At 69.1% G+C, this 19,357-nt stretch carries 23 protein-coding genes; 6 read left to right on the forward strand and 17 right to left on the reverse strand.

All coding sequences use genetic code 11. The annotated features are described in order from the left end of the window. The first annotated feature begins 36 nt into the window (after positions 1 to 36). Together AB0N89_RS34240 and AB0N89_RS34245 are read left to right on the forward strand one after the other, a co-directional pair. Positions 37 to 981, forward strand: coding sequence for a DUF5937 family protein (locus AB0N89_RS34240; protein ID WP_364213557.1), 945 nt, complete (start codon positions 37 to 39; stop codon positions 979 to 981). A gap of 34 nt (positions 982 to 1,015) precedes the next feature. After that, positions 1,016 to 1,651, forward strand: coding sequence for an MBL fold metallo-hydrolase (locus AB0N89_RS34245; RefSeq protein WP_364213560.1), 636 nt, complete (start codon positions 1,016 to 1,018; stop codon positions 1,649 to 1,651). Here AB0N89_RS34245 and AB0N89_RS34250 read toward each other — a convergent pair. The 4 genes from AB0N89_RS34250 to AB0N89_RS34265 all read right to left on the reverse strand — a co-directional run bounded on the left by AB0N89_RS34250 (position 1,648) and on the right by AB0N89_RS34265 (position 5,291). Continuing rightward, positions 1,648 to 2,799 carry a DUF418 domain-containing protein gene (locus tag AB0N89_RS34250; RefSeq protein WP_364213563.1) on the reverse strand — a complete coding sequence of 384 codons (1,152 nt, stop codon included), beginning with the start codon at positions 2,797 to 2,799 and terminating at the stop codon, positions 1,648 to 1,650. The two genes, AB0N89_RS34245 and AB0N89_RS34250, sit on opposite strands and share 4 nt — an antisense overlap. Positions 2,800 to 2,878: 79 nt before the next feature. Further along, on the reverse strand, positions 2,879 to 3,625 hold the full coding sequence (locus AB0N89_RS34255; RefSeq protein WP_364213566.1) for a TetR/AcrR family transcriptional regulator C-terminal domain-containing protein: 747 nt from the start codon (positions 3,623 to 3,625) through the stop codon (positions 2,879 to 2,881). Positions 3,626 to 3,629: 4 nt separating this feature from the next. Further along, positions 3,630 to 4,337 carry a DUF2334 domain-containing protein gene (locus tag AB0N89_RS34260; protein ID WP_364213569.1) on the reverse strand — a complete coding sequence of 236 codons (708 nt, stop codon included), beginning with the start codon at positions 4,335 to 4,337 and terminating at the stop codon, positions 3,630 to 3,632. A 72-nt stretch (positions 4,338 to 4,409) separates the two neighbouring features. After that, positions 4,410 to 5,291 carry a phosphoribosylaminoimidazolesuccinocarboxamide synthase gene (locus AB0N89_RS34265; RefSeq protein ID WP_364213572.1) on the reverse strand — a complete coding sequence of 294 codons (882 nt, stop codon included), beginning with the start codon at positions 5,289 to 5,291 and terminating at the stop codon, positions 4,410 to 4,412. A gap of 35 nt (positions 5,292 to 5,326) precedes the next feature. On the opposite strand from AB0N89_RS34265, the gene AB0N89_RS34270 reads away from it, so the two are divergent. Continuing rightward, positions 5,327 to 6,133 carry an SAM-dependent chlorinase/fluorinase gene (locus AB0N89_RS34270; protein WP_364213574.1) on the forward strand — a complete coding sequence of 269 codons (807 nt, stop codon included), beginning with the start codon at positions 5,327 to 5,329 and terminating at the stop codon, positions 6,131 to 6,133. On the opposite strand, the gene AB0N89_RS34275 is transcribed toward AB0N89_RS34270, so the two are convergent. The 10 genes from AB0N89_RS34275 to AB0N89_RS34320 form a co-directional block, all read right to left on the reverse strand. Next, complete coding sequence (locus tag AB0N89_RS34275; RefSeq protein WP_364213577.1) at positions 6,016 to 6,903, reverse strand: MOSC N-terminal beta barrel domain-containing protein; 888 nt, start codon at positions 6,901 to 6,903, stop codon at positions 6,016 to 6,018. The two genes, AB0N89_RS34270 and AB0N89_RS34275, sit on opposite strands and share 118 nt — an antisense overlap. 86 nt (positions 6,904 to 6,989) lie before the next feature. Next, positions 6,990 to 7,730: an amino acid ABC transporter ATP-binding protein gene (locus AB0N89_RS34280; RefSeq protein ID WP_364213580.1), complete on the reverse strand. Its 741-nt coding sequence runs from the start codon at positions 7,728 to 7,730 to the stop codon at positions 6,990 to 6,992. Continuing rightward, the gene (locus AB0N89_RS34285; RefSeq protein WP_364213583.1) at positions 7,727 to 8,485 is read right to left on the reverse strand and encodes an amino acid ABC transporter permease; all 759 of its coding nucleotides are present in this window, start codon (positions 8,483 to 8,485) and stop codon (positions 7,727 to 7,729) included. Before AB0N89_RS34285 ends, AB0N89_RS34280 begins: the two co-directional genes overlap by 4 nt. Next, positions 8,486 to 9,268 carry an ABC transporter substrate-binding protein gene (locus tag AB0N89_RS34290; RefSeq protein WP_364213586.1) on the reverse strand — a complete coding sequence of 261 codons (783 nt, stop codon included), beginning with the start codon at positions 9,266 to 9,268 and terminating at the stop codon, positions 8,486 to 8,488. 8 nt (positions 9,269 to 9,276) lie between these two features. Then, a complete protein-coding gene (locus AB0N89_RS34295) occupies positions 9,277 to 10,050 on the reverse strand; it encodes an ABC transporter substrate-binding protein (RefSeq protein ID WP_364213589.1) in 774 nt (257 codons plus the stop codon). A gap of 3 nt (positions 10,051 to 10,053) precedes the next feature. Continuing rightward, positions 10,054 to 10,881 (reverse strand): transporter substrate-binding domain-containing protein, encoded by an 828-nt coding sequence (locus AB0N89_RS34300; protein ID WP_364213591.1) that lies wholly within the window; start codon positions 10,879 to 10,881, stop codon positions 10,054 to 10,056. A 163-nt stretch (positions 10,882 to 11,044) separates the two neighbouring features. Further along, on the reverse strand, positions 11,045 to 12,475 hold the full coding sequence (purB, locus tag AB0N89_RS34305; protein ID WP_364213593.1) for an adenylosuccinate lyase: 1,431 nt from the start codon (positions 12,473 to 12,475) through the stop codon (positions 11,045 to 11,047). 20 nt (positions 12,476 to 12,495) lie between these two features. Beyond that, a complete protein-coding gene (locus tag AB0N89_RS34310) occupies positions 12,496 to 13,089 on the reverse strand; it encodes a TetR family transcriptional regulator (protein ID WP_364213596.1) in 594 nt (197 codons plus the stop codon). A gap of 24 nt (positions 13,090 to 13,113) precedes the next feature. Further along, positions 13,114 to 13,815 carry a hypothetical protein gene (locus AB0N89_RS34315; RefSeq protein WP_364213599.1) on the reverse strand — a complete coding sequence of 234 codons (702 nt, stop codon included), beginning with the start codon at positions 13,813 to 13,815 and terminating at the stop codon, positions 13,114 to 13,116. Then, positions 13,802 to 14,320 (reverse strand): SigE family RNA polymerase sigma factor, encoded by a 519-nt coding sequence (locus tag AB0N89_RS34320; RefSeq protein WP_020632335.1) that lies wholly within the window; start codon positions 14,318 to 14,320, stop codon positions 13,802 to 13,804. The genes AB0N89_RS34315 and AB0N89_RS34320 overlap by 14 nt, the downstream gene beginning before the upstream one ends. Positions 14,321 to 14,455: 135 nt before the next feature. On the opposite strand from AB0N89_RS34320, the gene AB0N89_RS34325 reads away from it, so the two are divergent. The 3 genes from AB0N89_RS34325 (at position 14,456) to AB0N89_RS34335 (ending at position 16,986) form a co-directional block, all read left to right on the forward strand. Further along, complete coding sequence (locus tag AB0N89_RS34325; RefSeq protein WP_364213602.1) at positions 14,456 to 15,484, forward strand: threonine aldolase family protein; 1,029 nt, start codon at positions 14,456 to 14,458, stop codon at positions 15,482 to 15,484. Positions 15,485 to 15,486: 2 nt separating this feature from the next. Then, entirely contained in the window at positions 15,487 to 16,077 is a 591-nt protein-coding gene (locus tag AB0N89_RS34330) for an HAD family phosphatase (protein ID WP_364213605.1), read from the forward strand. An 87-nt stretch (positions 16,078 to 16,164) separates the two neighbouring features. Beyond that, complete coding sequence (locus AB0N89_RS34335) at positions 16,165 to 16,986, forward strand: SAM-dependent methyltransferase (protein ID WP_364213608.1); 822 nt, start codon at positions 16,165 to 16,167, stop codon at positions 16,984 to 16,986. Here the strand turns inward: AB0N89_RS34335 and AB0N89_RS34340 are convergent. From AB0N89_RS34340 to AB0N89_RS34350, 3 genes are all read right to left on the reverse strand, one after another. After that, complete coding sequence (locus AB0N89_RS34340) at positions 16,983 to 17,165, reverse strand: hypothetical protein (RefSeq protein ID WP_005152523.1); 183 nt, start codon at positions 17,163 to 17,165, stop codon at positions 16,983 to 16,985. The two genes, AB0N89_RS34335 and AB0N89_RS34340, sit on opposite strands and share 4 nt — an antisense overlap. A gap of 92 nt (positions 17,166 to 17,257) precedes the next feature. Beyond that, a complete protein-coding gene (locus AB0N89_RS34345; protein WP_364213611.1) occupies positions 17,258 to 18,439 on the reverse strand; it encodes a pyridoxal phosphate-dependent aminotransferase in 1,182 nt (393 codons plus the stop codon). 9 nt (positions 18,440 to 18,448) lie between these two features. Continuing rightward, positions 18,449 to 19,351 carry a TetR/AcrR family transcriptional regulator C-terminal domain-containing protein gene (locus AB0N89_RS34350; RefSeq protein WP_364213614.1) on the reverse strand — a complete coding sequence of 301 codons (903 nt, stop codon included), beginning with the start codon at positions 19,349 to 19,351 and terminating at the stop codon, positions 18,449 to 18,451. Between the last annotated feature and the right edge of the window lie 6 nt (positions 19,352 to 19,357).

The raw sequence follows: 19,357 nt of genomic DNA on the forward strand, positions 1-19,357 counted from the left end.
CTGGCCGGACCAGTGATTAGGGAATAGCCTAATCCGATGCTCGAACTGGTCCTGACCGCGGAGAGCGCCCACCGCGTCCGCTTCGGCATCTCGCCGCTCGACGAGACCATGGGCGCGATGCAGACCCTGCTCGGACGGCGCGGGCATCCGAGCCATCTGCCGTGGCTGCGGGAGGCCGCCGCGAAACTGCCGGACCTCCCCATCGACGGGTTCGCCCGGGTGATGAGCGCGCGGCACTACATCACCGACTTCCTCAGCCCGCCGCCGACCGGACCGGAGACCACCGCGTCGGCCCAGCTCGCCGAGATCCGCCGCACACCGCCGGACCAGGTCGCCCGTGAACTGTCCAAAGTGGACGCCGATCTGAGCGGACTCCCCGGAGACCCGGCCGTGGCGCGGGACCTGCTGGCCGAGCAGATGGAGATCGCCTGGACCGAACTGGTCGAGCCGCATTGGCCGCGGATGCGCCGGTTCCTCGTCGCCGACATCGAGGAACGCTCGCGGCGGCTGGCCGCCGGCGGGATCGCGCTGGTGCTGGAGGACATCCACCCGCGCGTGCGGCTCGTCGACGACGTCCTGGCGATCGAGATGACCGAACGCGGCCGCGTCCACCTCGACCGACGCGGGCTACTGCTGATCCCCGGCGTCTTCGCGTGGCCGTCGGTCGGGGTGATCACGATGGAGCCGTGGCAGCCTTCGCTGCTCTACCCGGCTCGCGGTGTCGCCGAGCTGTGGACGGATCCCGAGCGCCCGCCCGACGCGCTCGCGGGAGTGCTCGGCCGGACGAAAGCCGCGCTGCTCACGACGCTCAACGAGCCCGCGAGCACCACGGAGCTGGCGCGCAGGCTCGGCTTCTCCGCGCCGACGGTGTCGCGGCATCTGACCGCGATGCGGGCGGCGGGCCTGCTGGACGCACGGCGGCGCGGCCGCGAGATGCGTTACCGGCGCACCGAACTTGGCGACGCCCTGCTCCGGGCATAGGCTGGAAAACGATCTACCGTGAAGGAGAGCACCGATGCGTATTGTCCACTTTGGACATGCTTGCACACTTCTGGAGACCGAGGGCGCGCGGATCCTGATCGACCCCGGCACCTTCTCGACGGGGTTCGAAGGTGAGCGTGAACTGGACGCCATCCTGATCACCCACCAGCATTTCGACCACCTCGACGCGGACCGGCTGCCCGCGTTGCTGGAGGCGAACCCCGGCGCGCGGCTGATCGTCGACCCGGGTTCCGCCGAAACCGTGGGGAAGATCGGCGCCGAGTTCCAGGTCGCGAACCCCGGTGACGCCTTCGACATCGGCTCCAGCGGCGTCAACGTCGTCGGCGGCGAGCACGCCGTGATCCACGACGACATCCCGACGATCCCGAACGTCGGCTACATCGTCGATCACGGCGCCTTCTACCACCCGGGCGACTCGTTCTTCGTGCCGGAACAGAAGATCGACGTCCTCGGCCTGCCCACCGGCGCTCCGTGGCTCAAGGCAGGCGAAGCCGTCGACTATCTGCGCTCCGTCTCGCCGCGCGTCGCCGTCCCGATCCACGAAGCCGTCCTCGCGCGGCCGCAGATGCACTACGGCCTGTTCGCCAACCTCGCCCCGGAAGGCACGGAGGTGAAGGTGCTCGACGTCGGGGAGCACGTGAAGCTTTAGGCGCGGTAGGCGAGCTTGCGCACCAGGATCTCCGCAGGTCCCCGATAGGACTTGCGGTGCATCCAGTACGCGACGACGACCGAAAGCAGCCACACGCCGAGCCCGCAGGCGGCCGCTACGAACGTCGGATCCTTCTCCTGGCCGCCGAGGCCCAGCATGAACGGGGGCGCCAGGATCAGCCACGCCACCGACTGGAACAGGTAGGCGCTCAGCGTGCGCTGCCCGAGGGCGGAGATCGCGGTGACGACGAGGCCGCGGCGTTTCTTGCCGACCGCCATGCCGATGAGGCCGAACAGGCTGAGGTAGCCGATCGCGCCGAACACGCCCGCGCCCTCGTACAGCAGCTTGGCGAACCCGGCGGTATCGGCGTCGAACCCGAGGTAGTCGCCGGCGAAGAGGCCCATCGGCAGGGCGCCGGCGATCGCGACACCGAATCCTCCGAACAGGCCGACGAGGAGGATCTTCCGGTTCGGCTCCTCCAGGAAGCGCTTCTTCGCGGCCCAGGCGCCCACCCAGACGAAGAGGATCGACGGCAGCAGGACCATCGTGATGGACGGCCATTCCACCAGGCGCTCTCCCAGAGCCTCGCCGTACGTCGGCGCCAGGGAGGACTTGTCCTCGGGGGACGGCACTGGCGCGCTCCCGGAGTTCCCGCTGAGCACCAGGTACATCAGCACGGAGAGGTAGCAGAGGGCGAAAACCAGGTAAAAGGCCGGAAGCCGGTAGAAACCCTTGCCACGTCGCAGAAGCAGCAGGGTGAACACGACCCCGATGACGCCGTACGCGCCGAGCACGTCACCGGAGAAGAACAGAACTCCGTCGACCGCGCCGAAGACCAGCAGCCACGCGTGCCTCCGGAGCAGGACCCCGCGTGTCCGGGGCCAGGACTCTCCCAGCGCCTGCTGGCGATCCGCGAACTGCACCATCCCGTAGCCGAGCATCATGCCGAACAGCGGCAACGCGCACGCGTGCACGAAGACGAACAGCAGCACGAAGTACGGCCGTTCCAAGCCCTGCGGCGTCTGGTCGACCCCCGGCGAGTTCCCCAGGAAGATGCTCGCGGTATGCGCCAGCGCCACCAGCAGTAGCGCGAAACCCCTGGCCAGATCCGGTGCGAGCACCCGCTCACTGGTCGGCAACGACTTCATTGTTCCCCCTCGGACGCCTTTAGTATCCAACGTACACTAATTAATGTCCGACGGATACTAAAGCACGGGCGGCCGGTCGTCAGTTCGCGGCGATGAGAGCGGCGACGCCGTTGAGGACGACGTCGAGGCCGAAAGCGAATTCGGGGTCGTCGGCCTGGTCGGGCGCGCTCAGTCCGGAAGTCAGAAAGCCCACCGCGTCGGGGAAACGCTCCGGATCGATCAGCTCGGCGAGCCCCTTGCCGTACGCCTGCTCGGCCTGCGCCTGGCTCAGCCCGCTGCCCTTCCTGCCTTCCGCGAGCTGGATGGCCTGCGCGCACGCGAGCCGGACATAACCGCTGATCAGGACGAGTACGCCGCCCTTGGTGCCCCAGTCGAGCCCGGTGTCGCGCAGCGTGCGCAGGATGGCGTCCATCCAGGCGACCGCGTGCGGGCCGGCGGGCGGACCGGACAGCGGCAGCTCGACCAGCCACGGGTGCCGCATCAGCACGTCGCGATTGGCCTCGGCCAGCGTGGTCAGCTCGGCGCGCCAGTCACCGGAGGGCTCCACCGTCGGCGGGTCGCCGATGGCGGAGTCGGCCATCAGTTCCAGCAGTTCCGCCTTCGAACCGATGTGGCGATACAGCGACATCTTCGTGACGCTCAAGTCCTTCGCCACGTTCGCCAGCGTCACGTTCGCGACGCCTTCGCGATCGGCGAGGGCCACCGCGGCCGCGACGACGCTGTCGATGTCGAGCACCGACGGCCTGCCGCGCGTCGCGCGTTCCGACCGGCGCCAGAGCCGCAGCAACGTCGCCTGTGCGTCACCGCGGTCGGCGTCGTCGGTCATCCCGTCAATCTAGTTGCAGCGACTTCGGCCGGGAGAGCGAGCCGTAGGTGGTCCCGAAGGCGCGGTTCTCCAGCGAGACGTCGACGGCGTCGAGGAACGCCTGCCGCAGCCCAGGCCGGGCGAGGTCGGCGGCGTCGATGCCGAGCCGGACGAGCCCGCCGCGGCGCGCGGTCCTGGCTGCGGCCAGCACCAGCGCGAAACACCGGACGGTCTCGGTCCGGTGCGACGGGCCGCCGAACTCCTGCACCCTGGCGCGCCGGACCTCGCCGGACACCAGGTCCCGCACCGAGACCAGGTCCGCGCACAGCTTGAACCCGTGCTCGCGCAGAGCCTGGACGGTGCCCTCCGACGCGATCCAGCGCGGCGGCGCGAAACCGTCGACGGCCATGCCGTTGGCGTCGAGCGCCGCCTTCGCCGCGATCAGCCGCAACCGCGCCTCGTGCGCGGGCAACGCCGCGAACTCGGCGCGTTTGCCCAGGTGGACCGCGCGGTGGGTGGGGGTGATCCGGTGGTCGTAACCGTGCAGGAGGACGGAGTCGCCGTGAGCACGGCGCGTCCGGACCCACTCGGTCACCGGTCCCTCACCGGTCCGGGCCGCGTAGAGCACGGACAACGGGACCTTGCGCCTGTCGAGCTCGGCCGCGAGGTCGGCACAGCGGTGCAACGTCCGGGTGGTCACGCCGGACAGGGAAACCAGCAAACGTGCGTCCACGTTCCTGATTGAGCCAGACCGGCCTTGCGCCGGACTGACGACGGAGTGAACGACGCAGGTCAGCCGGGCGAATCAGGCAGGCCAGTCGTCGAGTGAGCAGCCGGTTATGCGCTCGTAGGCATCGATGTACCTCGCCCGGGTGGCGGTGACGATCTCGTCGGGCAGCGGTGGTGGCTCCGGTCTCTCCAGCCGGTGCCAGCCCGACGCGGGACCGGTCAGCCAGTCGCGCAGCGGCTGCTTGTCGAACGACGGGAGCGGGCTGTCCGGGGTGCGCCCGGCCGCCGGCCAGTAGCGGGAGGAGTCCGGCGTCAGGACCTCGTCGGCGAGCACGAGGTTCCCCTCGGGGTCGACGCCGAATTCGAGTTTCGTGTCCGCGAGCAGGATGCCGCGTTCGGCGGCGTACTCCGCGCCGCGGCGGTACACCGCCAGCGTCGCCTCGCGGACCTCTTCCGCCCGCTCGCGGCCGAGCTGCCCGACGACGTCGGAGAACGCGATGTTCTCGTCGTGCGAACCGTGATCGGCCTTGGTCGCGGGGGTGAAGATCGGTTCGGGGAGACGGGAGGATTCGGTCAGGCCGGGGGGAAGTTCGACACCGCAGACCATGCCGGTGGCGCGGTAGTCGGCGAGCCCGGTGCCGGTGAGATAGCCGCGGGCGACGGCTTCGAGAGGCAGCATCGCCAGGCGCCGCACCAGAAGCGCGCGGCCGCGGACCTCGGCGGGGATACGTTCGTCGTCGTAGGAGACCAGGTGGTTGGGGAGGACATCGGAGAGCAGGGAGAACCAGAACACGCTCATCGCGGTGAGCACCCGACCCTTGTCCGGGATGGGGGTGTTGAAGATGACGTCGTAGGCCGAGATCCTGTCCGAAGTGACGAGCAGCAGATGCTCGTCATCGACGGCGTAGAGCTCACGGACCTTGCCGGCGGCGATCTTCGGGTATTCGAGCGTCGTCACGGCTGCACCCTAGCGAGCAAGGATGATGGCTGGTCATGCCGATCCACTGCGTTTCGTTCACGACCGATTACGGCCTGAGTGACGGTTTCGTGGCCGCTTGCCACGGGGTGATCGCGCGGATCGCGCCGTCCGTCCGGGTGTTCGACGTGACCCACGAGATCCCTCCACAGCAGGTCAGGACCGGGGCCGAGGTGCTCGCCCAGACGGTGCCGTATCTGCCGGAGGGCGTCCATCTCGCCGTCGTCGACCCCGGCGTCGGCACGGCACGGCGCGGTGTCGTGGTGGTGACCGAACGCGGAATCCTCGTCGGCCCGGACAACGGGCTCCTCATTCCCGCCGCCGAAACACTCACGGGGGTGATAGCGGCGTACGAACTCACGGCCCCGGAGTACCGCCTTCCGGTGACGTCTTCGACGTTCCACGGACGCGACATCTTCGCGCCCGCCGCGGCGCATCTCGCGCTCGGCGTCGCCCCCGAGGAGTTCGGGCCGCGCGTCGACGACCTCGTGCGCCTGCCGGACCCGTTCGTCGCGGTGTTCCCCGGCAAACTCGTGACGGAAGTGCTCACGGTCGACCACTTCGGCAACGTCCAACTGGCCGCGAGCCCCGCCGACCTCGACCTGGCCGGGCTGGCGGGCACGGTCTCGGTCAGCAGCGAACACGTCCTGGTGAAAGCGCTGGTCGGCGACACCTTCGGCACGGTCCCGCCGGGATGGAACGTGCTCTACACGGACTCGGCGGGACGGCTCGCGGTCGCCGTGAACGGCGGTTCGGCCGCCGACGTGCTCGGGCTGGGACCCGCCCAGGAGTGCACGATCACCTCGTCGCCGACGGCCAGCTGACCCGGCCCGGTCACCGCCATCTTGATCCCGAACGAGACCCCGCCCTCGGGTTCGCGCCGGTAGTCGGCGAGCGACCGGATCGGCTCGGGACCGGCCTTCTCGCCGGTCTCCTGATCGACCATCGGCACCGTGCAGCGGATGCAGACCTTGGCGTACCCCAGGTCCAGGCCGCCGGCGGTGAGCGCGCGGACGTCGTCCTCGCGATGCGGCTCCGGCCAGCCGGAGACGACGATGTTGGGCCGGAAGCGATCCATCGGCACGGCCTCGGCGCCGCGCGACGCGATGCGCTCGTTCAGACCGTCCAAAGAGGACTCGGAGGTGAGCAGGATCGCGTGCGCGTCGGCGAAGGCCGCGGTGCCCGGGATCTCGCCGTTGGTGACGCGCTCGTGCTCCGGCGCGAGCCCGACGAACACCGACGGCAGGCCCAGGACGCCGGAGAACCACTCGGCGGCCTCGTCACCCTGGTGGACGCCCTTGCCCTGCCAGGTGAACGTCGCCGCGGGGTGCCGCGGCCCGTCCGTGACCGTCTCGACCAGCAGGTCTTCGGCGCCGGGAGCGGTGAGCCGCAGCCGGGCGCCGTCGTCGGTCACCTCGGCCCCGATCGCGGCCATCACCGGATGCTTGCGCTGGCTGCGGAACTCGCCCTCCGGCGACACGACCATCCAGGCCCGGTCGAACCGCAGGCCCGCGGGGGTGACGTCGGCCGTTTCGACCGACGTCCCCGCGCAGCCCTTGACCGGGTAATAGACCAGCTTCGCCACTCTCGCCATGGCCGCAGATTACGCGTGTCGTCCGTCCTCTCGGGTGCCCAAGTCCGTGACCGGCTGAGCGCGAGGGCTGAGCGCGCGGCCAGGCGTCAGAGCACCTGCGACAGGAAGCGCTGCAGCCGCTCGCTCTTCGGAGCGTCGAAGATCGCCTCCGGAGCGTCGTGTTCGACGATCTTCCCGGCGTCCATGAACGCGACCTCGTCGGCGACGCTACGCGCGAACCCCATCTCGTGGGTGACCACAAGCAGCGTCAACCCGCGTTCGGCCAGCCCTGCCATGAGGGTGAGGACGCCCTTGACCAGCTCCGGGTCCAGTGCGCTGGTCGCCTCGTCGAACAGCATGACCTCGGGCTCCATCGCGAGCGCCCGCGCGATCGCGACCCGCTGCTGCTGCCCGCCGGAGAGCGCGCTCGGCCGGTACGGCGCCTTGTCGGCGAGGCCGACCTCGGCGAGGCGGGCGTGCGCGATCTCCGCCGCCTCCTCCTTGCCGAGCTTGCGCACGCTGCGCAGCGGCAGCGTGATGTTGTCCAGCACGCTGCGGTGCCCGAACAGGTTGAAGTGCTGGAACACCATCCCGACCCGCTGGCGCAGCACGTCCGGGTCGGAGGAGATGACGCTCTCGCCGCCGAGCAGCAGGTCGCCCGAGTCGGGCTCCTGGAGGCGGTTCACACAGCGCAGCAGCGTCGACTTGCCGGAGCCGGACGGTCCGACGATGCAGGTCGTGCGGCCCTTTTCGACCTTGAGGTTCACGCCCTTGAGCACTTCGAGGGTGCCGAAGGAGACGTGGACGTCGCGGAGTTCGACGCTGGAAGAACGGGTGGCGGCGGTCATGACATCGGCACCTTTCCGGCGTTCAGCAGTTCCAGATCGCCGCCGTCGTCCTCGGCCCGGACCTTCTTGCCGGTGCGCAGCTTCTTGTCGATGAAGTTCACCAGATGCGTCAGCGGGACGGTGATCACCAGGTAGACGACACCGGCCGCGACCAGCGGCGACAGGTTCCCGGTGTTCGCCGCGAGGTCCTGCCCGATGCGGAACAGGTCGCGCTGCTCGGCGAGGAAGCCGAGGAAGTACACCAGGCTGGAGTCCTTGACCAGCGCGATGAACTGGTTCACCAGCGCGGGCAGCACACGCCGCACGCCCTGCGGGATGACGACGAGCGTCATCGCCTTGGTGTAGGTCATGCCCAGCGCGCGGCTGGCCTCCATCTGTCCTTTTTCGACACTCTGGATGCCGGCACGGAAGATCTCGCCGATGTACGCGGCGGCGATCAGGCTCAGCGCCAGGATGCCCAGCGGGTACGGGTTCCGCGACAGCGACGGGATGAGGATCCCGCCGCCCTGCCCGATCACCAGGATGGTCAGGATCGCGGGCAGGCCGCGGAAGATGTCGGTGTACACCCGGGCGGGCCAGCGCAGCCACGCCTTGCTCGACAGGCCCATCGTGGCCAGCAGCATGCCAAGCACGGTGCCGATCAGCGCCGAGAACACCGACAGGATCAGCGTGTTCAGCAGGCCGGTCCCGAGGAGGTCGGGGAAGACCTCCCAGATGTACTCCCAGTTCAGGAAGGTGTTGAGGAAGTCGTTCACTTACTTCTGCCCGGCCTTGAACTCCGCGGGCACCGGCGCGTTCGGTTCGAACCGCTGGTGCACCTTTTCCCATGTCCCATCGGCGATGACCGCCTTGAGCCCGGCGTTGATCTTGCCTGCCAGCTCGGTGTTGCCCTTCTTGACCGCGAAACCGTGCGGGATCGTCGTGGTGATCGCCTTGACCACCTTGAGTTTCGCGTCCGGGTTCTTCGCCGCGTAGTCCTCGGCGGTCGCCTGGTCGAAGATCGCGCCGTCGATCGCGCCCGATTTCAGCGCGGCGAGGGTGGCGGCGTCCTGCGGGAACCTCACGGCCTGCGCGGTGGGCGCGTTGGCCGCCAGCCAGTTGTCCGAAACCGTGCCCTGGACGACGCCGATCCGCTTGCCCGCCAGGGAGTTCTCGTCGGTGATGGCGACGCCTTCGCGGGTCTCGATGCCGAGCGACTGGTAGTTGTACGGCAACGAGAAGTCGACGGTCTTGCGGCGTTCGTCGGTCTGCGAGATCGCCGAGCTGCCGATGTCGAACCGGCCGTTGGCGACCTGGCTCAGCAGCGTGGCGAACTCGGTGGAGACGAACTCGAGCTTCAGGTTCTGGTTCGCGGCGATGGCCTTCAGCAGCTCGTTGTCGAACCCGGTGAACACGCCGTTCTCCTGATAGGCGTTGGGTTTCGAGTCGCTCAGGGTGCCGACACGCAAAGTGCCCGCGCCGGCGTCTCCACCGCCGCCGCACGCCGCCAGCACTGCCACCAGGACAGCACCGACGACGGCGGCGAGTGACTTCTTCATCGTGATCCTCACGCCTTGAACTGGTCCGGGACCGGCGCCGTCGGCAGGAACTTCTCGTGCAGCTTGACCCAGGTGCCGTCGGCGATGACCTGCTTCAGGCCCTCGTTGATCTTCGTCTGGAGTTCGGTGTTGCCCTTCTTCACCGCGAAGCCGTGAGGCACGTCGGTGGTGAAGGACTTGACGACCTTGAGCTTCGTGTCGGTGCTCTCCTTGACGTTCGTCTCGGCGATCGCCTGGTCGAGGATGTAGGCGTCGACGGCGCCGCTCTTGAGCGCGGCCAGCGCCGGGGCGTACCCGGGGAAGCGCACGGCCTGCGCGTCGGGCACGGTCGAGGTGAGCCACTTGTCGCCGACGGTCGCCTGGATGACCGCGACCCGCTTGCCGGAAAGGGCCTTCTCCTCGGTGATCGGCGAGCCGTCCTTGGTCTGGATGCTCATCACTTCGAAGTTGTACGGGCTGGAGAAGTCGACGTTCTTCTTGCGCTCGTCGGTCTGCGCGATGGCCGAGCTGCCGATGTCGAACTGGTTGTTCGCGACCTGGCCCAGCAGCGACGAGAAATCCGTCGAGACGAACTCCAGCTTCAGGTTCTGCTTCGCGGCGATGGCCTTCAGCAGCTCGTTGTCGAAGCCGGTGAAGTTACCGTTCTCGACGTAGATGTTCGGCGGCGCGTCGCTCAGCGTCCCGACGCGCAGGGTCTTCTCGGTGGCGGATTCGCCGCCACCGCAAGCGGCGAGCACCGCGACGAGACCGGCGGCCAGCGTGGCGAGGAGTGTCTTTTTCATCGTTCAGATCCCCGTGTTCTGCACGGGCAGGCCGGGGCCGCCCTGTTCGAGTTCCTTGGGCAGCGGCTCGGTCTTGAAGAACTGAGCGTGCAGGCGGGCGACGGTACCGTCCGCCACGGCCTTCGCGAGGCCGTCGTTGAGCTTCTTCAGCAGGTCCTTGTTGTCCTTGCGGACGGCGAACGCGGACGGCGTGTCCTTGGTCTCGACCGTGTAGCCGAACTCCAGCGCCAGGTCCGGGTTCTGGTCGATGTACTTCTGCCCGATGTCCTTCGGCACGACCCAGCCGTCGAGGCTGCCCGCCTTCAGCTGCGCGAAACCGGCGTTGTAGTCGGGGAACCGGACGACGTTGGCGCCGGGCACCTTGCCGCTCGCGAAGTCGTCCTGCACCGACGCCTGCACGACGCCGAGCCGCTTGCCGTTGTAGGCGCCGACGTCCTTGAGGCCCGCGCCCTTCTTCGTGATGATCGAGGTGAACCCGGTGCTGTAGCCGTTGCTGAACGCGACGGTCTTCTTGCGGGCCTCGGTGGTGGAGATCGTGGAGCTGCCGATGTCGAACTTGTTAGTGGCGACGGCGGCGAGCAGCCCGGCGAACTCGGTGCCGACGAACTCGACCTCGAAGCCCTCGCGCTTGGCGATGTCGCGCAGCAGTTCGTTGTCGTAACCGGTGAAGGTGCCGTTCTCCAGGTAGATGGACGGCGGCGCGTCGGTCAGGGTGCCGACCCGCAGCTTCTGGCCGGTCGTGCTCGCGTCACCGGAGCCACAGGCGGCGAGGGCGAGGGTGGCCGCTCCGGCCGTGACGACGGCGACGACTTTCGACAGCGTGGATCTCATCGCTTCTTCCGTGGGTTTCGGCGCGCAAGGCGCGATACAAACACGCCAGGCCGCCTCATGGGCGGCCTGGCGCTCCGGGTTCAGCGATCGAGATTAGGCATTTCGCCCGATCGAGTAACTTCGTCCCACTCTGTGAACGCCCCGTGGTGGGGCTGCTCACACGTCAGAGAATCGGTGCCGGCGAGTAGCCCGCGGCCTCCGGGAAACGCTCCAGGATCCCCGCGACACGCGACGCGATCGCGGCCACCTGACGCGGCGCGACACCGGTGAACGAGATCCGGTCGGCGAGGAGTTTGTCCAGCTCACCGCGGTCGAGCGGGATGCGCTCGTCGGCCGCGAGCCGGTCGAGGAGGTCGTTCTCCGCCAGCCCCTGCTCCCGCATCGCGAGGGCGACGCCGACGGCGTTCTCCTTGATGGCCTCGTGAGCGGTTTCACGCCCGACGCCCGCGCGGACCGAGGCCATGAGCACCTTGGTGGTCGCGAGGAACGGCAGATAGCGATCGAGCTCACGTCCGATGACCGCGGGGAAGGCGCCGAACTCGGCGAGCACCGTGAGGAAGGTCTCCAGCAGGCCGTCGAGCGCGAAGAACGCGTCGGGCAGCGCGACCCGGCGGACGACGGAGTCGGACACGTCGCCTTCGTTCCACTGGTCGCCCGCGAGCTCGCCGACCATCGACAGGTAACCGCGCAGCACGACGGCGAGCCCGTTGACGCGCTCGCACGACCGCGTGTTCATCTTGTGCGGCATGGCCGACGAGCCGACCTGGCCCGGTTTGAAGCCCTCGGTGACCAGTTCGTGGCCCGCCATCAGGCGGATCGTCTTCGCCAGGCTCGACGGCGCGGCCGCGAGCTGGACCACGGTGGACAGCACGTCGAAGTCGAGCGAACGCGGGTACACCTGGCCGACGCTGGTGAACACGTTCTCGAAGCCGAGGTGGCTCGCGACCCGCGACTCCAGTTCGTCCAAAGTGGACTCGTCGCCGAGCAGGTCGAGCATGTCCTGCGCGGTGCCGACCGGTCCCTTGATGCCGCGCAGCGGGTACCGGGAGATCAGGTTTTCGAGCCGGTCGAAGGCGACCAGCAGTTCGTCGGCGGCGGTGGCGAAGCGCTTGCCCAGGGTCGTCGCCTGCGCGGCGACGTTGTGCGAACGGCCCGCCATCACCGTGTCGGCGTGCTCGACCGCGATCGAGGCGAGCCGGGCCAGCACCGCGCCGACGCGGCTTCGCATCAGCTCCAGCGAACGGAGCAGCTGCAGCTGCTCGACGTTCTCGGTGAGGTCGCGCGACGTCATGCCCTTGTGGACGTGCTCGTGCCCGGCGAGCGCGTTGAACTCCTCGATCCGGGCCTTCACGTCGTGCCGGGTGACCCGCTCGCGCGCGGCGATCGAGTCGAGGTCGACCTGCTCCAGCACGCGCTCGTAGTCGGCGACGACCCCGTCCGGTACCTCGACGCCGAGATCGGCCTGCGCCCGGAGCACGGCGAGCCAGAGTTCGCGCTCCAGCACGACCTTGCGTTCCGGGGACCAGAGTTCGACCAGCTCAGGCGAGGCGTAGCGGCCGGCGAGCACGTTGGGGATGCGGGGCTTGTCCGTCACGCGGCCAGACTAACCGGGCGCTACGCGAGGGCGGCTTGCAGCATCCGCGCGGCGGCGGCCCGCGGCTCCGGATCGACCTCGATCAGCGCGTTGACCACGGCGCCGTCGACCAGCGCGACCAGCCGCTCCAGTTCGGTGCCGTCCACGGGATTGCCGGAGCGCTCGAAGATCTCGTGGAGCAGTTCGTACAGCTGCGCGGACAGCGTCCGCATCAGCGGCCGAAGGTACGGACGCCGACCGGTCCCGACGAGACGCTCGTAGCGCAGGAGGACCGCTTCGGCGTCGGCCTCGCGATCCGGCCGAAGCGGGCCGAGGAGCATGTCCAGCACCAGGTCGACGGTGGCCTCGACACCGCGGTTGCGGGTCGCGAGCTCGTCGAGACGGCGCCGCCCGGTCTCCAGTTCCTGGTTCGCGTGGTGCTCGACAGCGGCGGTGACCAGTTCTTCGAGTGAATCGAAGTAGTACGTCGTCGAAGCCAGCGGCAGCCCCGCGCGTTCGGCGACCGCACGGTGCCGCACGGCGTCGAAACCGCCCTCGGCCAGCAGCGACGCGGCGGCCTCGATGAGCTCGGCACGGCGTCGCTCACCCTTCGGCGTGGTCGCTGCGGCAGTCATGGCGGGCTATTTTGCCAGGCGCCGTCAGTAACGAGCCGCGAGCACGGCGGCGAACCGGTCGACGTCGGCGTCCGAGAACGCGGGCCCGCCCGAACCGTCACCGAGGCTCACCACGACCACCAGCGATCCCTTGGCGGTGGTCCGCCGCGCCTCGGCCGCCCCGATGGGCATCGCCGGGACGGACGCGCCCGCCGGATAGACCGCGGCGGAAACCGTGCCGCCCGGCATGGGGAACCCCGCGGACCTGGCGCCCGTCGAACAGATGTCGCCGGGCGTCGACTTGGCGACATCCACGGGGACCGGGAGCTCGCCAGCGAGGGCGGTGGCGAGCTCCCGGTCCACCTGGTCGCACCCGTAGGTGCCTTCGGCCGATAGCTGGCCGGTCCTCTCTGGCCCGTCGCCCCCCTGCTGAGGCGGCGGGTTCGAGAAGTTCGTGGACTCCCCGTCTTGAGGACGTACCGAAGCGGCTCCGGGTTGCTTCGGTGCGGCGGCTTGGTCGTCGGATTTGGCGGCGGACCCCGTCTGGAGCTCGGTTCCCCCGAGCACGCCGAACATGCCCACTCCGGCCAGGACCAAAACCACCGCACTACAGGCGACGGCGATACCGTTTCGACGCCGGGCAGTGGCGCGTTTCGACGCGCGGACGACGTCGGCCGTGTCGAAGGAGGGAGACGGCGCGTCGCCGGGAGCGTCACGGAACAACGCCTTCAGGTCATTCTCGTCCATCCCGTGCCACCTCCTCCTTCTCCATGACCTGCCTGAGGTTCGCGAGACCGCGAGCGGTCTGGCTCTTCACGTTGCCTTCGCTGCAGCCGAGCACCTTCGCCGCCGCGCCGACGTCCAGCCCCTCGAAGAACCGGAGCACCAGCACGGCCCGCTGCTTCGGGGGTACTTCGCGCAGCGCGGCCAGCAGGTCTTCCCTGGTGACGACCTGTTCGCCGAGGTCGAAGCCGTCCTGCGGCGGTTCGGGCAGCTCTTCGGTCTGCCACTCCCGCCGCCACGGCCGCCTCGACTCGTCGATGGCCGCCCTGACCAGCGTCTTCCGCACGTAGGCGTCGGTCGCCGCCCGTTCTCTGATCTTCTTCCACCTCCGGTGCAGCGCGACGAACGCCGTCTGCGCGAGGTCGTCCGCGCGATGCCAGTCACCGCAGAGCATGTACGCGGTCCTGCGCACGGAGTCCCGCTTCGCGGCGAAGTACTCCGCGAACTCTTGTTCGTCGCGCTGGTTCACGCGGGTTTTGTCTCCGCTCTTGCCTCGTCGGTGGGTAGGACGGAACCGGGGGCGTCCACGGTTGCATGAGCGGGCGCGGCGGACCAGCCGGGGAGGAGATTCATGGCGGGGCCGTCGATGTGATGTGATCGTACCGTGACCTCTCGCCCTCTCCCGCTGATCGATTTCCGCTCCGACACCGTGACCCGGCCGGACGACGTCATGCGCCAGGCCATGGCGAACGCCGAGGTCGGCGACAACGTCCTCGACGGCGATCCGACCATCGGCGCCCTGGAAGAACGCGCCGCGAAGCTGCTCGGCATGCCGGCGGCGCTCTGGACGCCGACCGGGACCATGGCGAACCTGATCGCGCTGTGCCTCCACCTCCAGCGCGGCGACCGGTTCCTCGCGCCGCGCGGCTCGCACGTGATCACCGACGAACTCGGGTCCGCCGCCTGGCTCGCGGGCGGCATGCCGGAGCCGCTGGAGCACGACGCCGGGCCCGGGCGGCCGACGCCGGAAACGCTTTCCGCCGCGATCGGCAACCCGCGCGGGCCGTACTACGCGCTGCGCACGCCGCTGCTGTGCCTGGAGAACACGCACAACTCGGCGGGCGGCGCGATCACCCCGCCCGACGAGCACGCCCAGCTGGTCGCGGTGGCGAAGGAGGCCGGGCTGACCGTGCACCTCGACGGCGCCCGCCTCTGGCACGCGTCGGTCGCGCTGGGGGTGCCGCCCGCGGCGCTCACGGTCGGCGTCGACACCGTTTCCGCCTGCTTCTCCAAGGGCCTCGGCGCGCCCGTCGGTTCGGTGGTCGCCGGCAGCCGGGAGTTCGTCGAGAAGGCGCGGCGGATGCGCCAGATGCTCGGCGGCGGCGTCCGTCAGGCGGGCGTGCTGGCCGCGGCGGGCCTGGTCGCGCTGGACCGCGTCGGCGACCTGGCCGAGACGCACGAGAACGCGACGCGGCTCGCGGCCGGGCTCGCCGAGCACGGCTGGGAGGTGAACACGCCCGAGACCAACATCGTGCGGGTCACCGCGCCCGATCTCGAAGGCAGGCTGGCGTGGCTCGCCGAACTCGGGATCCAGACGCTGCCCAGTTCGGGCAAGATCAGGTTCGTGGCACATCGGGACCTTTCCGCGGCCGACATCGAGGAAACCCTTCGACGCATCACGACCGGGGGCTGAACATGAACTGGATCGTCTTCGACTACGGCGATGTCATCAGCAAGCACACCGACGCGCTGCCCACCCTTGCCAAGTCCTTCGGCCTCGAACTCGCCGAGTTCGAGCCGCATTACTGGGCCGAACGGAACCGGTACGACTCCGGTGGTTCGGACCTCGAGTACTGGCAGAGCATCGGCCGGGCGCTGGACGTCCCGGTCGACAAGTCCTTCGCCGAGGAACTGACCCGCATCGACGTCACCGGCTGGACGCGTCTCGAACCGGACGTGCTCGAACTGCTGGAAGGACTGCACGAGGCGGGCGCGCCGCTCGCGCTGCTTTCCAACGCGTCGTCGACCTTCGGCCGGTGGGTGCGCGAGCAGGAATGGTCGAACCTGTTCCGCGTGAAGCTCTTTTCGGGCGACCTCGGCTGCATGAAACCCGACGAGAAGATCTACCGGATCCTGCTCGCCGAACTCGGCGCCGAACCGGCCGATTGCCTGTTCTTCGACGACCGCCAGTCCAATGTGGACGGAGCACGGGCGATCGGGATGAAGGCCGAACGGTGGGTCGGCGTGACAACGGCGCAATCCGCCTTCGGCTCTTCGGAGGAATAATTCACCCTCACCGTTCGTCCGCTTACGTGCGGTGAAGTGGATGACCTACGCTGGACCCGTCCGAACCGATTCATCCGGCAGGTGCCCATGTCAGCGAAGCAGCGCCCGTTCGTCCCGGTCGACTTCGACCGGCCGAGCATCGCGCGGGTCTTCGACGCGCTCATGGGTGGCCAGGACAACTACGAGGCCGACAGGGTGGTGCTGCGCCAGATCCTGGAGCTCGCGCCGGAAGCCCAGGTCATGGCCAAGGAGGTCCGGCACTGGCTGGTCCGGACCGTGCGCTACCTGACCGACCGGGAGGGCGTCGACCAGTTCCTCGACCTCGGCTCCGGCTTCCCGACCGTGGAGAACACGCACCAGGTCGCGCAGCGGTACAACCCCGAGGCACAGGTCGTGTACGTCGACCACGATCCGGTGGTCCAGGCGCACGGACGCGCGATCCTCGCGGCGAACGATTTCGCGCACATGCTGGGCGCCGACCTGACCCAGCCCACCGAGGTCGTCGAGGAACTCGCCCGCACCCACCGGCTGGACTTCGATCGGCCCGCCGCGCTGATCCTGTGCGCGATCGTGCACCACATCCAGGACCTCGACGAGGCGCGGAAGGTCGTCCGCGCCTACGTCGACGCGCTCGCGCCGGGCTCCTTCGTCGTCCTGCTCCACCAGCACAACCCCGCCGACGGCTCCGAAGCGGCCGACATCGCGACGTCGCTGGAGAAGCGCTTCGACGGCACCGGGCTGGACACGCGCTACCGCACGCGTGAGGAGATCGAGTCCCTGTTCGAGGGACTCGATCTCATGGAACCCGGGCTGACCTACCCACACCTGTGGTGGCCGGACGGGCCGCGCTTCACCCCGCTGGCGCCCGTCAACTACACGTCGCTCGGCGGGGTTGCGCGCAAACCTTAACGGAGCTGCTTCGGGGTGCCCTTGCCCTTGATGGCGCCATAGGCGGCCGTGCCGAGGAAGACCGCGCCGCCGATGACGGCGATCCAAAAGACGGCCTTCACGAGAAACCCGAGCACGGACCCGAGCACCATGAAGGCCACCCAAGCCAGAATCAGCCCGCCGACGATCTTCCAGAACATGGCATCCTCCGATTGCCTCACCGTGCCCGTGCGGGCCCGGTGAGTCCAGGTTGTCAGGCAGAACTCGCGAGCGCCTTCATTCTGCCCAACGTTCAGGGTGAATTCGGGGTTCCCCCTGACCGTGTGAGCCAGTCGCCGAGTCTGCGGACCCCCTCGTCGATGTCCTCGCGCGAGCCCGCGAAGGAGAATCGCACGAACCTCCCGCCGTCGACGGGGTCGAAATCGATGCCGGGGGCGATCGCGACGCCGGTTTCCGCGAGGAGCCGCTGACACCAGCTGAGGCTGTCGTTCGTGTACGCCGAGACGTCGGCGTAGGCGTAGAAGGCGCCTTCGGCCGGGGCGAGCTTGTCGATGCCGATGCCCTTGAGCCCATCGAAGAGCACGTCGCGGTTTTCGCGGTAGCGCTCGACGTGACCGTTGGCTTCCGAGTAAGACTCCTCGGTGAACGCGGCGGTCGCGGCGTGCTGGGAGACCGCGGGCGGGCAGATGGTGAAGTTGCCGGTCAGGACGTCGATCGCGCGGTGCAGCCGCTGGGGTGCGAGCATCCAGCCGAGCCGCCAGCCGGTCATCGCGAAGTACTTGGAGAACGAGCCGAGCACGAGCGCCTCGTCGCCGTACTGCCAGGCGCAGTCGAGTCCGCTGCCGTAGGAGATGCCGTGGTAGATCTCGTCGCTGATCAGCTGCACCCCGCGTGACGCGCACCAGCCGCTGATCGCGGCGAGTTCACCCGGCGGGAGGACGGTGCCGGTGGGATTGCTCGGGCTGGCCACGATGAGTCCCTTGATCGGCCCCAGTTCGTCGAGCAGCGCCACGGTCGGCTGAAAGTTCGTTTCGGGTCCGGTGGCGAACTCGACGACCTCGCAGCCGAGCACCTTCAGCAGGTTGCGGTAGGCCGGGTAGCCGGGACGCGCCATCGCGACGCGGTCGCCCGCTTCGAAGGCGCTGAGGAACGAGAGCAGGAAGCCACCGGAAGAACCGGTCGTCACGATGACGTCCTGCGGGCCGACGTCGACCGGGTACGTGCGGTTGTAGTGCGCCGCGACGGCTTCGCGCAGTTCGGGGATGCCGAGTTGCTCGGTGTAGCCGAGGTTGTCGTTCCTCAGCGCCCGCTGGGCGGCTTCGAGCACCGGTCGCGGTGCCGGCGCGGACGGCTGCCCCGCGAGCAGGGGGACCAGATCGCCATGGCTGCGCTGCCGCGCTTGTGCCGCCGAAAGGACGTCCATGACGTGGAACGGCGGGACGTCGGAGCGCGCGGCGGGACCGGGGAAGGACATGGGGTGAGGCTAACTCGCCTTCGCCAGGAGGACCGAGAATCCGTCGAGGAGTCGTTGGAGACCGAACTCGAAGAGCGTGTCGAGGTCGTAGTCGAACGGGGCGCGCGAGACGACACCGGCGAAGTTCGGGAAACGGCCCTCGGAGACCAGGTCCCAGAGGATCGGTTCGTGCACGGCGAGCCAGGCGTCGGCCGAAACCGCCGTCCCGGATTCGCTCTCGGCCTCGGCCTCGAAGTTGAGGGCAATGCCGCGGACGTGGTTGAAGATCGTGATGTGCGCGTACATGATCGTCGGCGCCGGGAGGCCGTGACCGTCGAGGGCGCGGGTGGCCCAGTCGGCGTGGCTCAACAGGTTCGGCAGCGGCTGCGGCCGGGTGATCGAGAGCGCCTGCGCGAGCCAGGGATGCCGCCGGAACAGGGCCCATTGCGCTCTGGCCATCAACTCCAGCTGTGCCCGCCAGCCCGCCGGCGGTTCGGGCGGGAAGCGGATCTCGCCGAGTGCCGTGTCGGCCATCTCGAGGATCAGCTCCTCCTTCGCGGTGACATGGCGATAAAGCGCCATCGTCGCGACGCCGAGGCCGGACGCGACGCGGCGCATCGACAGCGCGCGGATGCCCTCGGCGTCGGCGATCCGGATCGCGGCCTTCACCACCCGCTCGCGTGACAGCTCCGGCTCAGCCCTGGGCACGGCCTTCCGGGTGCGGCTCGCGACCACCGTGCCCGCGCCGGGTTTGGCGATGACCAGGCCGTCCCGTTTGAGCGTGGTGAGGACCTTCGTCGCCGTCGCCATCGCGACTCCCCACTCCGCGATGATCTGCCGCGTCGACGGGACCTTGTCGCCTTCGCGCAGCTCGCCGGAGACGATCCGGTGGCGGATCTCGGCGGCGATCCGCAGGTAGGGCGGCTCGGCCATGGTCGC

This window comes from Amycolatopsis sp. NPDC089917 (assembly GCF_040684635.1).
Classification (GTDB): Bacteria; Actinomycetota; Actinomycetes; order Mycobacteriales; family Pseudonocardiaceae; genus Amycolatopsis.